The sequence below is a fragment of the Nocardia mangyaensis genome, from assembly GCF_001886715.1.
Lineage (GTDB): Bacteria > Actinomycetota > Actinomycetes > Mycobacteriales > Mycobacteriaceae > Nocardia > Nocardia mangyaensis.
Map to the genome: position 1 here is coordinate 2400096 of NZ_CP018082.1, position 16474 is coordinate 2416569.

Genomic DNA, 16474 nt, shown 5'->3' on the forward strand with positions numbered 1-16474 from the left:
TCAGCTCACTCCGGCGGCCGGCGTGACAGCGGTGCGACGGTCGACCAGTTCGCCCACGGCGGTCACCGTCGACAGCATCGCGGTGAAGGTGTTGATGAACCGGTGCACATTCGCGGCCGCGACCTCATTGCTCGGGAACCGCGCCGAGACCGCCAGTCCACCGGGTGAGCGGGCGATCCAGAAGTACACCTCGTCATCGGACTCTTCGCCGCTGCGCAGCGGGCGCACGTTCCACTGCTGCCACTGCGCGGCATCGGGGACATGGCGGACATCCACATACGACACGACGAACCGCGGCACCTGGTCGCAGCCGAGTAGGGCGGCGATGCGCGGAAACGGATGGTGTGCCAGCGGTTTCGCGGTATCGATGGCCGTCGAGGTGCGGGCGAGCAGTTCCTCGAGCGTGTCGGCGCCCGCGTGGTCGATCTCGAGGGGGAGCAGTCCCACGTACCAGCCCATGGCGTGCACGTGCGCGGCGGTCTGCCTGGTGTGCACCGGCATCGCGCAGCGCAGCGGTTCCGAGCCGACCAGGATGCGGTGGGTCGCGGCGAGTGCGGCGAACACCGCGGTCTGGACAGAATGCCCGGCCCGGCGGCTGCGAGCCTGGAGCTGCTCGGCCTGCTCCGCGGTCAGCACCCAGGACGAGAGCCCGCTCTGATGCAACCGGGGCGACGCTTTGGCGCGCGGCGCGATCGGTAGCGGGAACGCCGGGAACTGGCCGTCGCGCAGATAGCGTCGCCAGACCGTGACCGCTGGATCGGTCTCGGTCAGTGCCGCGCCGACGGCGCGATCGTGCGCGCCGAAATCGATGTAGCTGCCGACCTCGGGGAGTTCGGCGGGCGTCGCGGTGACGACCGAGCGGTAGATGCGCTGGATCTCGCTGATGGCCAACATCATCGAGTAGGCGTCCATCACGGAGTGGTCGGCGCCGAAGACCAGCAGAAAGCCCGTGCGGTCGCCGGTCAGCTCGGTGTCGCTGACGGTGGCGAGCAGGCAGTGCGGCCACTCGGTGGGCGAGAGCCGGGAGCCGAAGAAGTCGGTGAGGTGCTGATACACCCGGGTCCCGGTGCGCAGGTGCCCGACGCGCCGGGCCGCGACGCGGAGGTCCTCGGCGGGGCAGGTGTAGCGCACGAACCGGTCGGGTGCGGCCGCGTCGGCGGCGGCCGTGGTGCGGAAGGCGTCGTGGCGGGTCATCCACCGCCGCAACGTGGTGCGGACCGCGGCCTCGTCGAATGGCAGCGGGATCTCGAAGATCGTGCCGAGCCAGGAGCTTTCGCCACCGGATGATCCGCCCGACCGGACGCAATGTTCTTCGTGCAGGTGGCTCAGCGGGCGATCGTCTCGCCGCCACGCACTCGACCGTCCGGTGACCGGCACCCATTCGATGAGTGTCCCCGCCCGAAGCGGATAGTCGGCTAGCTCTGTGAATTCCATACGAATGCGCCCCAACCATGTTGCTGACCGAAAGCTGAAAACACTGTGAATCCCCATGCTCGCCCGGCGGTGCCACAACGTCGACGTTGTCTGGACCGATGGCGTCTGCCCGGTGACGGGCATGAAACGAGCGTAGGGGTAACCGGAAGATAGTTCCTGCCGGACGACGGTGGCCTTCGTCACGATGTTTCCGATTGGATATATCACCTGGCTATGGCGATATTTGAGGTGTGGCAGCCTATTTCGACGTTTCGGTCGGATCAGCGACGGATGAACAACACGTTTCCCGGCGATATCTCATCAACAATGTGGCGATCGATACGCGGCCGGCCAACGATGTGGGGTTGCCGCCGTCTTCGCGCAGAACATAAGCTGCCAGAAGTTCGCAGTGGTGCGACCGCACTCCCGTACGGAATTCGTCGACTATTCGGCGCCGACCGATGAGGAGGTGACGATGGTCGAATTCGAATCGGCGATCGAAACCAGGGGATTGACCAAGTCTTTCGGCGCGTTCCGCGCGGTCGACGGCATCGACCTGACCGTGCCCATGGGCACTGTCTGCGCCGTGCTCGGCCCCAACGGGGCGGGCAAGACGACGACGGTCCGGATGATCGCGACCCTGCTGCGTCCCGACGCGGGCACCGCGCGGGTGTTCGGGTACGACGTGGTGCGTGACGCCACGGCGGTGCGCTCGCTGATCGGGCTCACCGGCCAGTACGCCTCGGTCGACGAAGATCTCACCGCCACCGAGAACCTGACCATCTTCGCCCGATTGCTCGGCTCCTCCGGTGCCCGCGCCGCCCGGCGCGCGGACGAGCTGCTCGAGGAGTTCGGCTTGCAGTCCGCCGCGAGCAGGCCGCTCAAACACTTCTCCGGCGGTATGCGCCGCCGGCTCGACCTGGCCGCCAGCCTGATCGGACGGCCACCGCTGCTGTTCCTCGACGAACCGACGACCGGCCTCGATCCGCGCACGCGCGTGCAGATGTGGACGACGGTGCGCGAACTCGTGCGCACGGGCACCACCGTGCTGCTCACCACCCAATACCTCGACGAGGCCGACGAACTGGCCGACCGGGTCGTGGTGATCGACCACGGCCGGGTCGTCGCCGACGGCACCGCCGACGAACTCAAGGCCACCGTCGGTGCCGCCGCGCTGACCCTGCGGGTGGCCCCGGCCGACCTGCCCACCGCCGCCACGCTCGTGCACCGATACACCGGCGCCGAGGCCGTCCTCACCACCGATGACGGGCACCTCACGGTCGCGGCCGCCGACACCTCGGCCCTGCCCGAAATGCTGATCGCCCTGCGTGAGGCCGGGATCGAGGTGCGCGAACTCGGCCTCGCCCAACCCAGCCTGGACGAGGTGTTCTTCGCGATCACCGGACCAACCGACCCGCTGCGCGTCCCGGAGCCCGCGTGAGGACCGCAGCCGAGCGGATCGGCACCCCCGAGGCCGTTCGCCGGATCTCGGTGTCGCAGTCGGTGTATCACGCCTCGACGATGGCGCGGCGCGGCCTGCTCAAGATCAAGCACAATCCGCAGGAGCTGTTCGACGTCGTCGCGCTGCCGGTGGTGTTCACGGTGATGTTCTCCAGCATCTTCGGCGGCGCCATCGCGGGCACGGTCACCGGCTATTTACCCATCCTCATCCCCGGTGTGCTGGTACAGGTGGCGGTCGCGGCCTCGGTCAACACCGGGGTGAAGCTGCGTGAGGACATGAACAAGGGTGTGTTCGACCGTTTCCGCGCGCTGCCGATCGCGCGGATCGCGCCACTGGCCGGCTCGCTGCTGGCCGACATGGTGCGCTACGCCGTCGCCACGGTCATGACGGTGCTGGTCGGCCTGGCGATGGGCTACCGTCCCGCCAGTGCCCTCGGCCTGTTCATCGCCTGCCTGCTGGTCATGGTCGTGGCCTTCGCCCTGAGCTGGATCTTCGCGCTGATGGGCGTGCTGATGGACAAACCGTCCACCGTGCAAGGCGTCTCCATGCTGGTCCTGATGCCCCTCACCTTCGTCTCCAACGCCTTGGTGCCGGTCTCGACAATGCCCGGCTGGATGCAGGCCTTCGCCGAGGTCAATCCCGTGTCCCACCTGGTCACCGCCGTCCGTGAACTGGCCGACGGCCACTACGGCCCCGAAATCGGCATCTCCCTGCTCGGCGCCCTGGCGGTCATCACCGTCATGGCCCCGCTGACCGTCCGTGTCTACATGCGCCGCACCTGAACCGCCCTACGGCGCAACGCGTTCGGGTGTCTTGCGGAACAACTCCGTGGGGGCGAAGCGGCCGGTGCGGGTGTCGTAGGTGCGCAGCAGGACCAGGCGGGCGGCGTGCAGGACGATGATCGGGGGGAGGTAGACGGTGGCGGCGCCGAGGGCCAGGCCGTAGCGCTTGTGCAGGAGCAGGGTGCGGGGCAGGCAGGACATGTAGCGGGTGAAGGAGACCATCCCGGTCGCCATGCGGCGGGGGGCGACGCCGACGGTGATGGTGGGGAGAAAGGCGTTGCGGCCACCGACCTCGGTGACGCAGAGGCCGGTGTCGACGTCTTCGAAGACGTCGCGGCGCATGGCGACCCGGTCACGGATCAGTGCCCAGGTGTGCTGTCGCAGGATCATGTTCGAGCCGTAGAGCACGGGAACCTGCTTGACCCGGTGCGCCTTTCGCTCGCGCCACCGCTGGCGCAGGGTGCCGACGGTGTCGCCGTAGGGGAGGTCGTAGGCCTGGCCGCGACCGCACGCGGCGGCCCAGTGGCCCGATGTGTCCGCGGCGAAGAAGTCGACGATCTGGCGGGCCCAGTCCGGGGGGACGAGGGTGTCGGCGTCGATGCGGGCGATCAGATCGCCGACCGCGCTGTCGAGGCCGCGGTTGCGGGCGTGGACGAGTCCCTGTTCGGCTTCGCCGATCAACCGGATCGCGGGCCAGCGCGCGGCCTGCTCGGCCACGATCTCGGTCGTGCGGTCGGTGGAGTTGTTGTCCACCACGAGCACTTCGGCGATGTGCTCACGCTGCTCGGCCAGCCGGGTCAGACACTCGCCGATGATCTCCTCCTCGTTGTAGGCGGGGATCACCACGGACAGCGAGGGCGGGTTCATCGGACTCCTCCACGGGACGGGCGGGACGGGCGGTACGGGCCTGCACCGACAGGCGTGCGGGCCGAGACTTCGACGAGCGCGGCTGCGGCGCGCACGGCCTCGTGCGGTGCCACCATCGCCGACGCCACGCGCCGCGCGGCGACGGCGCGTTCGGGGCGAAGCAGCTCGCGCACCGCGCGGGTGAGGGTGACGCGGTCGAGCCGTGTGACCGGGAGACCCACACCGATGCCGAGCGCGTCGAGCCTGCGCCCCCACATCGGCTGATCGGCCCCGATCCAGCAGACCAGCGCCGGGATTCCGGCGCGCAGTGCGGCGGCGGTCGAGCCCGCGCCACCGTGATGCACGGCCGCGACACAGCGCGGCAGCACCGTCGCGTGATCGACGGCGCGCACCACGCGGACCCGGTCACTGGACTCACCCGCCATGAACTCACTCCAGCCCGCGGCGACCAGCAGACGCAGCCCGAGTGCATCGGCGACCTCGGTGAAGGTGCGGGCCAGCCGGTCCGGGTCGGCGATCGTCATGCTGCCGAAACCGACGTAGAGCGGCGGTGACCCCGCACCGAGCCAGTCATCGAGATCGGTGCTGTCCTCGCCGATCATGGCGCGGGTCTGCGGGGTGAGGTCCAGGAATCCGACCAGCGGCCGGTCGTGCCCCCACTCCTGCGCCAGCCCGGGGAACAGCACGGGGTCGTAGGCCTGGATCTCGGGGACCCCGCGCTGGGCGATCCGCGTGGCGGGCGGGCTCGTCGGCGGTGGGAGCCCGAGGTCGGCGGCGAGTTCGCGTTCGGCCGAGCGGGTCGCGAGCCAGGTCAGCTGCTCGAGCGCGGTCCAGCTGAGATGGTGCGCGCGGCCCGGCGCCGCGCGCAGCGGCAGCAGCGAGGCGACGCTGTTGCGGCGCAACGGACAGTAGTGCAGGGGTACGTAGGGAATGCCACGCGCGTCGGCCACGTTCAGCAGTCGTTCCTGACCGACGCTGCCGCCGATCAGCGCGTCCGCGTGCGCTGTGAGTTCCAGGAGTTCGGTCTGGGTCCGGCGACCGTCGCGCACGGTCAGCCGGGCCAGTGCGCGCAGGCGGGTGAGCGGGTTGGCCGATTTCAGTTCACTCGACACCAGCGCGGAATCGAGTAATTCTTTCGTGTCGGCGCCGAATTCCCGGGTGGGAATTCCGGCACGTCGACAGAAATCGGCCAGATTCGGCGGAACGGCCATTGTCACGTCGTGGCCGAGCGCCCGCAATTGCACGCCGAGCGCCAAGCCGGGCTGCACGTCACCGCGGCTGCCGGTGAACGCGAGTACGAATTCCATCGAGCTCCTCGCAGTACGGCTACCAGGGGGTCGAGAAAATCCACCGTAACCAGATCGGCGGGCAACGCGCGCGGTGAGCGCGGCGCCGGGTGCTCCATCTCACAGATGGCGGGGGGATGCTGGTCCATTGCTGCCTGTTTCGCCTACCGTGCTCGTATCTCGAGGCAGGGAGATCGATGAGGTTTCTACTCGCGTTCAACGGAACACGCGGAGATGTCCAGCCTGCTGTGGTCGTCGGTTCGGAACTGCAGCGTCGCGGCCACGATGTGCTCGTCGGGGCGCCGCCGAATCTGTGCGAGTTCGTCGCGTCGGCCGGACTGGCGACCGCGCCGTTCGGCTACGACACCCACGCGCACATGAACTCCGAGGTGGTGCGCACGAAGCTGCGCACCGGCGGACCGCGTCAGCGGTGGCAGGCCTTCACCGAGGTCCGTGATCTGGGGTGGTCGCAGGCGGTCGCGGACATGGCCGAACTGCACACCGGTGCTCAGGCCATCGTCACCGGTTTCGTCACCGAGCAGATCGCGGCGCCCTTCGCCGAGGCCACCGGCGCGGCGTGTATCTCGTTGCACCACGCGCCGATCCGGCCCAACGGCTCCGTCTCGCCGGTGCCCGCCGCGCTGTCGGGACTGCCGCCGGTGGCGAACCGTGCGAGCTGGTGGCTCACCGAGAGCGCGATGTGGCTGCTGACCAAGGACCGGCAGAACGCGCTGCGCCGCGAACTCGGCGTCGCCGGAACGGTGCCGCGTGCGCCGACCGACCGGCTCGAGATCCAGGCCTACGATCCGCGACTGTGTCCGGAACTGGTGGACGAGTGGTCCGACCTGCGACCCTTCGTGGGATTCCTCGGCCTGGCCGCCGAGCAGCGCGCCCGCATCGGCGCCGACACCGGCGACACCGACCTGCTGGAGTGGATCGCGGCGGGTACCCCGCCGGTCTACTTCGGATTCGGCAGCATGCCGGTGCCCGATCCGGCGGCGGTGGTGGACGCGATGGTGCGAGCCTGCGCGCGACTGGGCGTGCGCGCGCTGATCAGCAACGGTTGGGCCGGGCTCGAGGTGACCGAACGCGCCGACGTGCGGGTCGTCGGCGCGCTCGATCACGAACGGATCCTGCCGCTGTGCCGGGCGGCGGTGCACCACGGCGGCGCCGGGACAACGGCGGCGGTGCTGCGCGCCGGGATTCCGAGCCTGGTGTGCTGGGTGGGCTCGGACCAGCCGTACTGGGGTGCCCAGTGCGCGCGCCACGGCATCGGCTCGGCCACCCGGTTGAAGGGCCTGACCGCCGACACCCTCGTCACCGAGATGACCGCCGTCCTCACCCCGGAACGGGCGCGGACCGCGCGCGAGCTGGCCGCCGAACTGATCACCCCCGAACAGGCGGTACGCCACTGCGCCGACCTGATCGAAGAACATGCCGAGGAAGGCGGCCCGGCCCGGCGAGGTGATCGCTGATGGCGGCTGTGGCGCGTATGCAGCCCGAGGACACCACCTATTGGCTGGTGCGCGAGGCCTTCGGCTGGTCGGTGGTCCTGCAGATCCTCTGGCGGTTCCCCGCGGTCCCGCCGCGTGCCGACCTCGAGACCTTCGCTGAGCGACTGCGCCACAGCGTGCTCAACCGCCGGCTGATCCGGGCGCGGACACCCTTCGCGAGACACCGTTGGGTACACGCCGACTTCGCACCCGAACTGCTCGTCGACCAGGGCGAGATCCTGGTCGATGAAGTCGAATCCTGGTCCGGCACAGAGCTGTACAGCTCGCCTCTCGACCCCGAACGTGGGCCGGCGTGGCGCCTGCGCGGAACCCCGATCGCCGACGGTGGCTTCGTCCTGTCGCTGACCGCACTCCATCTGATCGCCGACGGCCGGACCATGGTCACCGCCGCGGCAGCGGCCCTCACCGGCACCCCCACCGACCCACTGGCCCACTCGCCTGTCGACAGCCCGCCACCCTCCGCCGCTGCGGAGGATGCGGGCTACCGCCGACCGGTCATCTCCTGGTCGGCCGATCGGCTTGTCGATGCCGTGCGCGACACCGCGTTGGACGCTGTGGACGGTGTCGGCCAGGTCGCCGCCGCAGGACTCGGAATCGGCCGGGCCGCGGTGGCATTCACACGCCATCGCGGTTCGGACGCTCCCGGCGACGAACGCCCCGCCACACCGCGGGCGCACGTGCGTTCCCCGCTGGCACGGAATTCCTGGGCCACGGTGAGCGTCGACGCGGCGCATTGGGAGTCGGTCGCGGGGCAGCACGGCGGAACGACCAACACGCTGTTCATCGCCATCCTGGCCGGTGCCCTGCGCGCCTCCGGGTACAGCACAGCGCTGAAAGTGGGTGTTCCGGTGAGCAGACGCGGCCAGGACGACGACGCCCGCGGCAACGCCACCGCGGGAGTTTCGGTGCTGCTCACCGAGGACCTGCCGCCCGGCGGTGACCTCGGCCCACTGCGTCGCCAGTGCAAGGAGGCCTTCACCCGGCTGTCGGCGGGGGAGCGCGCGCCGCATGTCCACCTGTTGCCGCTGGTGTCCCTGCTGCCGACCGGGCTGGTCGTGCGCGCGGCGACCGCGGGTTCGGGCATGCCCGATGTGGTGGCCTCCAACCTCGGCGACTTCGCCGACGAACTCCGGTGCCTCGGTGGCATTTCCGCGAGCGCGGTCGCCTTCCGCGGCATCGCGCAGGGCGTCGATCCGGCCGAGCCCTACCGTTTCGGCGACGGCGTGCAGTCCTGGGCGATGCGCACCGGTGACGTGTGGACCTTCTCCGTCGCCGCTTTCGACGAGCAGCACTTCCCCCGCCCGGACGACCTGCGCGAACTGCTCGCCGCCGAGCTCGACGGCTGGGGTGTCGAGCACCGGATGTGGTGAAGCTCGCTTTCGGGCTCCGCCGAGATGCGGGGGCACCCGAGCCTGGTTAGCCTTTCGAAATGAACCGTGTTGCCGGGGCAGACGAGTCATATCTTCTCGCCGAACAGCTCTTCGGCTGGTCGGCGCCGATCCAGTACGCGTGGGTGTTCGGCACCGAACCCGACCCCACCGAGCTGGCGCGTTTCAGCGACCAGCTCGCCGCCGGATCGCTGAGCCGCAAGGTGGTGCGCGCGGTCGTGCCGTTCGCGCGCCACCGGTGGGTGCGCTCACCGCATCCGCCGGTGCTGCGGATCGACCCCGACCCGATCGCCGACGCCGAGATCGGTGCGTGGGCCGACCGCACCCTGCGCGCCGCCGACCTCGACCCCATCGGCGGTCGCGGCTGGCAACTGATCGGGGTGCGCACCACCTCGGGCAAATTCGCCCTGTCGCTGCTGATCTCACACATGGTCGCCGACGGCCACGGCCTCTACAACGCCCTCGCCGCCGCGAACGCGGGCAGCTCGGCCAGCATCCTGCCCACCGAAGCCGAGGTCCTGGCCCGCCCACGCTGGCGCGCGGACGCCAAGGACGCGCTCGCCCAGCTCGGCGCGGCGGCTTCGGCCGCCCGTGTGATCGCCACCGAACTCTGGCGCACCCGCGACAACCGGACTCCCGCCGCGGCCCGCCCGCCCCGCGTGCGCGACCTGGCCACCGACGGCCCGGACACCACCCTCGCCATCGTCGACGTCGACCGGGCCCGCTGGACCGAACAGGCCCGCGCGTTCGACGGCACCGGCAACAGCCTGTTCACCGCTCTGCTCGGCGGCATCGTGCAGCGATCCGGCGCACCGGTCGGGCCCGAAGGGCTGCGTGTCTGCATCGCGGTGAGCAAACGCGAAGCCGGTGACGAGCGCGCCAATGCCTCCGGTGGCGTCTGGATCCGGGTGCTGGACCCCATCGCCCCCGACGCGGGCCTCCAGCAGATCAGAACGCTGAGCAAAGAGGCGTTCACTCGCTACGCCGCCGCCGGACAGGACAAACTCACCGACAACCTGCAACCGCTCGTCCGCCTGCTGCCCGACCGCGTGATCGCCACGATGATGCGTGCGATCGCGGGCCCCGACACCACCGTCTCCAATCTGGGCGCCGCTCCCGACAGCGTCATCGAGATCGCCGGTCGACGTGCCGAATCCTTCGCCATCCGCGCCATCATGCAGGGTCGCAGCGCCGCCGAACGCCGTCGTCAGGGCCCCGCGGTCGCCGCCTGGGCGGTCGAGTACGACGACAAGCTCACCATCACCTTCTTCGGCATCCACCCCGACCACTTCGGCGACGAGGACAAACTCCGCGCCCACATCGCCGCCGAACTCGAGGCCTGGGGCCTCGGCGGCACCAGCTGGTAGGTGGCCGTCCCCGCGCTGTTTGAGCGGTGCGGTCGCGGGTACCGCCCGAGCACCCTCGGGTATCGGCGGCATTGCCCGGTCCGAGGCACCAATGAACCGGGAAGTGCTGTCGCGGAGGAGGATCGGCATGGGCGGGCAGGTCGAGGTGCCGACCGTCGGCGTCGAAGAGGAGTTCCTGCTCACCGACCCCGCCACTGGTGCGCCGGCGCCGAAGAACACCGAGGTCGCCGAGACAGCGAAGCGCGCCGGGATCGACCTGCAGCTGGAGTTGACGAGCTGTCAGGTCGAGACCAGCAGCTCGGTGCACTCCGACATCGGCGAACTGCTGGGGGAGTTGCGCACCGCGCGGCGCCGCGTCGCCGAGTGTGCGGCCGACCACGGCGTCCGCCTCCTGGCCGTGGCGGTGCCGCCCACCGTGCCCGAGGGCTATCCGGTGACCGATACACCGCGCTACCAGCGGATCGCGCACACCTTCGGCATGCTCGCCCATGAGCAGGGGCTGTGCGGCTGCCATGTGCACGTCGAAGTACCCGATCGCGAGACCGCCGTCGCGGTCAGCAATCACGTGCGTCCCTGGTTGCCGATGCTGCTGGCCCTGACCGCCAATTCCGCGATCTACCGCGGCAGCGAGACCGGCTACGCGAGCTGGCGCAGCATTCTGTGGCGGCGCTGGCCCAGTGCCGGTCCGCCGCCGCACTTCAGCTCCGTCGAGGACTACGACCGGATCGTGGCGATGATGCGCGCCAGCGGGAACATCCTCGACAACAAGATGGTGTACTGGGACGTCCGCCCCTCGGAGACCTTCCCGACCGTCGAGATCCGCGTCAGCGACGTTCCCGCGACTGCCGAGGAATCCGCGCTGCTGGCCGCGTTGATCAGGGGCATCGTCATGATGGGTCGCGCGCGGATCGCCCGGGGCGAACCAGCGCCACCGGTGCCGGGCGAGATCCTGCGTGCCGCCTACTGGAACTCCGCGCACTCAGGTCTGGACGGCGATGGACTCGATCCCGTCGATGGCCGGGTCCTGCCGCACCGTATGTTGCTGGCCGAGCTCGTCGCCGGAATCGAGCCCGCACTGCGTGCCAGTGGCGACCTCCCGTTCGTCCTCGCCGCGATCGACGCGGTGAGCGCGCGGGGTAACGGCGCCCGGCGCCAGGTCGAGACGATGCGTGCCCGTCGTGCCGTTGCGGATGTGGTCGAGGAGCTGGCTGGGGCGACCCTCGAAGGCTGCGACTGACCCGGCGGTCTCGAAAATATCGGCCGCTGAGGCTGCTACCGCGTCCGCGACCGCGCGATGAGGGTGAACGTATTCGTTCGTCAGGGGGGTCGCATCGCGGCTGAGGACCTCGTTCCGGTGCCGTGCTCTTCGCTGGTCTTCGTCGCGGTTGGAGATCTGGACGCGCCGATCGTGAGTGCCGCCGCTGATCCGCGCCCCGTGGATTCGCACAGGTCGAACCGGCGTGCTCGCATTATCGTGGCAGGAGAGGTTAGCCTGGCCTAATGGGAACTGAGACTGTGCGACGTCCGACCATGGCCTACGTGTCGCTGCGGGTGCGGCGAATGCGGCGGCTGACCCCGCGCATGGTGCGGATCACGCTGCTCGGTGACGACCCCGCCGCGCTCGTCGATGTGGGGCCCGACCAGTACACGAAGGTGTTCTTTCCGCTGCCGGGCCAGCAACGGCCGGTGGTGCCGCCGCCGCTGGACGCCGACTCGGGGGTGATGAGCTGGTATCAGCAGTATCTGGCCATGCCCGACGACACCCGTCCGCCGATGCGCACCTATACGGTCCGGGCCGTGCGCCCTGAACTCGGTGAGCTCGACATCGACTTCGTCCTGCACCCCGAGCACGCCGGACCCGCTTCGGAATGGGCGTCGCGCGCCGCTGCCGGTGACGAGATCGGGTTCCTGTGCCCGCCGCACGCGCTCTACAGCCCGCAGGCCGGTGCCGCCTGGCAGCTGCTGGTCGGTGACGAGACGGCGATCCCGGCGATCGGCGCGATCGTCGAACAGCTCGGGTGCGGTACCACCCTGCGTGCGTTCGTCGAGGTCGCCGGCGTCGAGGACGAGCAGCGGTTCCAGACCAGCGGTGATGTGCGGATCGAGTGGGTGCCTCGCGGCGACCGGGCGCGCGGCGAGGCTGTGGTCGACGCCGTGCGCGCCGCCGAATTCCCCGACGGTGCGCCCTACGCCTGGATCTCCGGCGAATCGGACCTGGTGAAGTTCACCCGGCGCCACCTCGTCCGAGACCGCGCGATCGACAAGCAGTCGATCACCTTCACCGGCTACTGGCGCAAGGGGCGCACCGAGGAAGACAACGGTCGCGAGAAGGTGCGCCGCGCCGCCGCGGGCGAGCCGCTCGTCGAGGAGGACTGACCCGACGACCGTCGGGCCACCGCAACGGAACCGACTGCGGGAACCGACGTGGTCGGCGGCCGTCCCGGCACGTGTGTCGTCGGCTCCGGCCCTGGTACCGGCGGTGTTGGGTGCTTCGACAGCGGCGACATGGCCCTCCTCGATGGATCGGTGACGGTCGATGCGCACTTACCCGGTCGCAAGTTCCCCAACCACGCCCTGTCCGTCCTCGGCGTCTCGGCGGCGGCAGCATCCGCCGAGAGGCTCGTGACGCCGACTTCGTAATCCGGCCATTCGTGGACGAAATCAATCCGCTGTAGGCCGGGTGATCCTGCCAGACTCGTTCGTGTGATCAGCGCGATTGTGCGAATTCGGTCCATTTCCTACGAGGCAGAAGGCGTGTTGTCTTTTGTGCTCATCGACCCGGCGGGGGCACCGTTGCCGCCCTGGGAACCGGGGGCGCATGTGGATGTGGTGCTGCCCGATGGGGTGGTGCGGCAGTACTCCCTGTGTGGTGATCCCGGCGACCGGGACAGCTATCGGATCGCGGTGCTGTTGGAAGAGCAGGGGCGGGGTGGATCGGCGTGGTTGCACGAGAAGGTGCGCCCGGGCACGCTGCTCGAGATCCGGGAGCCGCGCAACAACTTTCCCCTGGCCGCCGCCGACCGGTATGTGCTGATCGCGGGTGGGATCGGGATCACCCCGCTGCTGCCGATGATGCGTGAGCTCGACCGGCGTGGTGCCGCCTGGCAGCTGCACTACGGGGGGCGCAGTGCAGCGCGGATGGCCTTCGCCGGTGAGTTGGCGGCCTACGGCGAACGGGTGCGCCGCTACCCTCAGGACGAGTGCGGGCTGATCCCGCTGGCCGAGATCCTCGATCCGGTGGCGACAGGCACCCTCGTCTACTGCTGTGGTCCCGAGCCGCTGCTCGACGCGGTCGAGAAGTCCTGCGCTCCGGATGTGTTGCGAGTGGAGCGATTTCACCCCAGGGAGATCGAGACCGGCCCCGACCGTCCGATGACAGTGGTCCTGCGCCGCTCCGGCCGGACCATCGAGGTTCCCGCGGAGGAGACGGTCCTCGACGCGCTCGAGCGCGCCGGTGCCGATGTGCTGTGGTCGTGCCGGGAGGGTACCTGCGCGACCTGCGAGACCCCGGTCCTCGAGGGCGAGATCGACCACCGCGACTCGATCCTGACCCCGCAGGAGCGGGAATCGGGCGAAACCATGATGATCTGCGTCTCCCGGGCCCGCACGGATCGTCTCGTGCTCGACGCCTGAAAACCCCTGTGCTGCTGAAAGGCCGGAATTGTGCACGATGTCATTGTCGTAGGGGCGCGCTGCGCTGGTGCCACGGTCGCGATGCTGCTCGCGCGGCGCGGCTACCGCGTGCTCTGCGTCGATCAGGCGAGCTTTCCCCGGGATGCCGTCTCGACCCACATGCTGCGCCAAGGCGGTCTCGCGCGATTGCGTGACTGGGGCCTGCTCGACCGGCTGATCGCCACCGGCTGTACGCCGATCACCTCGATCACCATGTCCTACGGGGACGCCCGGTTCGCCGGCTTCGCCGACCCGATCGACGGCATCGCCGAGACCTACGCGCCGCGGCGCATCGTGCTCGACGCGCTGCTCCAGGACGCGGCCCGCGCGGCCGGAGTCGACCTGCGCGAGGGGATCACCGTGCTCGACTTGGTGCGCGAGGGCGAGACCGTCACCGGGATCGTCGGGCGCGACCGCGACGGTCACCTCGTCACCGAGCACGCCCGCCTCGTCATCGGCGCCGACGGGTACGCCTCGACCGTCGCCAAGCTCACCGGTGCCGAGAAGTACGAGGTGATCGCAGGGGAGACCTTCACCGCGTACTCCTACTGGACCGGCCTGGACATCCAGAGCCAGTTGCGCATCGGCGACGAGCAGGCGGTCGGCGGATGGCCGACCCATGACGGCAAGACCCTGATCTGGTGCGTGCAGTACGTCGACCGGTTCGCCGAATTCCGCACCGACGTCGAACGCAACTTCCACCTGGCGTTCAAGGAGACCGCCCCCGACCTGGCCGAACTACTCGATTCCGGCGAACGCGCCGAGCGGTTCACCATCGCCCGCTATCCGGAGAATTTCTACCGTGAATCACATGGCCCCGGTTGGGCGCTGGTCGGCGACGCCGGCTACCACAAGGACCCGTTCACCGGTCTCGGCATCAGCGACGCGTTCACCTACGCCGACCTGCTCGCCGAGCGGGCACACGAGGGCCTGTCCGGTGCGCGACCACTGAGCGAAGCGCTCGCCGATTACCAGGCGCAGCGGGACAAGTCGAGCAAGCCGATGTACCGGTTCACCTGTGAGTCCTCGCGATTGGTCCTGCCGGACAAGCACGTCGAGGTGATGCGGGCGTTGCCCAGCAGCCCGGCACACACCACGCAGTGGTTCCGGATGATGGCCGGTGGGCTCAGCGGTCGCGAGTTCTTCGCCGAGGCGAACATGCGGGCCCTGTTCGACGCGGCGGGCCGGAAATCGTCGTGATCGTCGAGCCGTTCGAGACCGGCGGGATCCACCGCGACGAGCACGGGGTCGCGCAGTACACGGACCTGCCCGAGTCGCTGATCGCCATGCTGCGCAGCACCGTCGAGAGGTGGCCCGCGCGCGAAGCCGTGGTCGAGGTGGGTGGCGAGCGGCTGTCGTTCCGGCAGCTGTGGGAGCGTGCGACGCGCGTCGCGGGCGGACTGCGCGACCAGGGTGTCCGGCCGGGAGACCGCGTCGCTTGTCTGCTCGATGCCGGAACCGATTGGGTGGTGGGCTTTCTCGGTACGATGCTCGCCGGCGCTGTAACGGTGCCGGTCAACACGCGCTTCGCCGAGCCCGAGATCGCCTATGTCCTCGCGGATTCCGCCGCCACGCTCACCCTGCCTCCGGGCGGCGTGCTGCCGCACGGTGCCCCGTACGTCTATGACGACGCCCACCTCGATGATCTGGCCGCGATCTTCTACACCAGCGGCACCACCGGACGCCCCAAGGGCGCGATGACCACGCACCGCAACCTGCTCGCCACCGTCGAGAACGTCCGCAGACTGGCCGGGATCGCCGCCGACGAGGGCGCGATCCTGCGCAATCTGGTCTCGGTGCCGCTGTTCCATGTCACCGCCTGCAACAGCCAGCTGATCCCCCAGCTGGCGATCGGCGGTGCCACGATCATCCTGCCGCGCTTCGGAATCCAGGAATTCCTGCGCTCGATCGTCGAGGAGCGGATCACCTCGCTCACCAACACTCCCGCCATCTACTACCTGGCCTTCCGGCAACCCAACATCGGCGAATTCGATCTGAGCGGAGTCGACCGCGTTGCCTACGGCGGGGCGCCGGTCGCCCCCGCCCTGGTTCACCAGATCGCCGCGCACTTCCCGAACGCCCGCCTGGCCAATGGGTTCGGCCTCACCGAGACCTCGTCCATCTCGACCTATCTGCCGCACGAGTGGGCCCTCGCGCACGCGGAGTCGGTGGGATTCGCCGCACCGATCGTCGACCTGGCCATCGACGCGCCCGACCCGGTCAGCGGAGTCGGCGAACTACTCATCCGCGGCGCCAATGTCGTCGCCGGATACTGGAACAACCCGGAGGCGACCGCCGCGAGCTTCGTCGACGGCTGGCTGCGCACCGGTGATCTCGCCCGCCTCGACGATCGGGGTCTGCTCTCGATCGCCGATCGCGCCAAGGACATGATCAACCGCGGCGGCGAGAACGTGTACTGCGTCGAGGTCGAGAACGCCCTGGCCGGCGCCCCTGGCATCGGCGAATCCGCGGTCGTCGGAGTCCCCGACGACATGATGGGGGAGAAGGTCGGCGCGGTGGTGGTCCCGCTGCCCGGTGTCGAGTTCGACGAGCGCGCCGTTCTCGGACACCTGCGTGAACTTCTCGCCGATTTCAAGGTGCCCCAGTATTTCTCGGTGCGTACCGAGCCGCTGCCGCGTAATCCCGGCGGCAAGATCGTCAAGTCCGCACTGCGGTCGGCGGCGTTCGCGCCCGTCGCTCGCGGGTGATCCGCCGACCGTGCG

General features: G+C 69.6%; 13 protein-coding genes. 10 read left to right on the top strand and 3 right to left on the bottom strand.

Annotated features, from left to right (window positions below):
* Complete coding sequence (locus BOX37_RS10905; protein ID WP_071927535.1) at positions 1-1434, bottom strand: condensation domain-containing protein; 1434 nt, start codon at positions 1432-1434, stop codon at positions 1-3.
* Between the two features lie 454 nt (positions 1435-1888).
* Between BOX37_RS10905 and BOX37_RS10910 the strand changes: the two genes are divergently transcribed.
* Positions 1889-2854, top strand: coding sequence for an ATP-binding cassette domain-containing protein (locus tag BOX37_RS10910; RefSeq protein ID WP_071931383.1), 966 nt, complete (start codon positions 1889-1891; stop codon positions 2852-2854).
* Complete coding sequence (locus BOX37_RS10915) at positions 2851-3657, top strand: ABC transporter permease (RefSeq protein ID WP_071927536.1); 807 nt, start codon at positions 2851-2853, stop codon at positions 3655-3657. The genes BOX37_RS10910 and BOX37_RS10915 overlap by 4 nt, the downstream gene beginning before the upstream one ends.
* A 6-nt stretch (positions 3658-3663) precedes the next feature.
* Here the strand turns inward: BOX37_RS10915 and BOX37_RS10920 are convergent, their stop codons facing one another.
* Both BOX37_RS10920 and BOX37_RS10925 read right to left on the bottom strand, forming a co-directional pair.
* Entirely contained in the window at positions 3664-4524 is an 861-nt protein-coding gene (locus BOX37_RS10920) for a glycosyltransferase family 2 protein (protein ID WP_071927537.1), read from the bottom strand.
* Positions 4521-5831: a glycosyltransferase gene (locus BOX37_RS10925; RefSeq protein WP_071927538.1), complete on the bottom strand. Its 1311-nt coding sequence runs from the start codon at positions 5829-5831 to the stop codon at positions 4521-4523. Before BOX37_RS10925 ends, BOX37_RS10920 begins: the two co-directional genes overlap by 4 nt.
* Before the next feature lie 176 nt (positions 5832-6007).
* On the opposite strand from BOX37_RS10925, the gene BOX37_RS10930 reads away from it, so the two are divergent.
* The 8 genes from BOX37_RS10930 to BOX37_RS10975 all read left to right on the top strand — a co-directional run bounded on the left by BOX37_RS10930 (position 6008) and on the right by BOX37_RS10975 (position 16459).
* Positions 6008-7285 (top strand): glycosyltransferase, encoded by a 1278-nt coding sequence (locus tag BOX37_RS10930; protein WP_071927539.1) that lies wholly within the window; start codon positions 6008-6010, stop codon positions 7283-7285.
* Positions 7285-8694, top strand: coding sequence for a hypothetical protein (locus BOX37_RS10935; RefSeq protein ID WP_240505300.1), 1410 nt, complete (start codon positions 7285-7287; stop codon positions 8692-8694). Before BOX37_RS10930 ends, BOX37_RS10935 begins: the two co-directional genes overlap by 1 nt.
* A 59-nt stretch (positions 8695-8753) precedes the next feature.
* Entirely contained in the window at positions 8754-10079 is a 1326-nt protein-coding gene (locus tag BOX37_RS10940; RefSeq protein WP_071927540.1) for a hypothetical protein, read from the top strand.
* Positions 10080-10206: 127 nt separating this feature from the next.
* A complete protein-coding gene (locus BOX37_RS10945; RefSeq protein WP_071927541.1) occupies positions 10207-11316 on the top strand; it encodes a glutamate--cysteine ligase 2 in 1110 nt (369 codons plus the stop codon).
* Positions 11317-11579: 263 nt separating this feature from the next.
* On the top strand, positions 11580-12455 hold the full coding sequence (locus BOX37_RS10955; RefSeq protein ID WP_240505301.1) for a siderophore-interacting protein: 876 nt from the start codon (positions 11580-11582) through the stop codon (positions 12453-12455).
* A gap of 327 nt (positions 12456-12782) precedes the next feature.
* A complete protein-coding gene (locus BOX37_RS10965) occupies positions 12783-13712 on the top strand; it encodes a PDR/VanB family oxidoreductase (RefSeq protein WP_071927545.1) in 930 nt (309 codons plus the stop codon).
* A 30-nt stretch (positions 13713-13742) separates the two neighbouring features.
* A complete protein-coding gene (locus tag BOX37_RS10970; protein ID WP_071927546.1) occupies positions 13743-14951 on the top strand; it encodes an NAD(P)/FAD-dependent oxidoreductase in 1209 nt (402 codons plus the stop codon).
* Positions 14948-16459, top strand: a complete 1512-nt coding sequence (locus BOX37_RS10975; protein ID WP_071927547.1) for a class I adenylate-forming enzyme family protein — start codon at positions 14948-14950, stop codon at positions 16457-16459. The genes BOX37_RS10970 and BOX37_RS10975 overlap by 4 nt, the downstream gene beginning before the upstream one ends.
* The last annotated feature ends 15 nt before the right edge of the window (positions 16460-16474 follow it).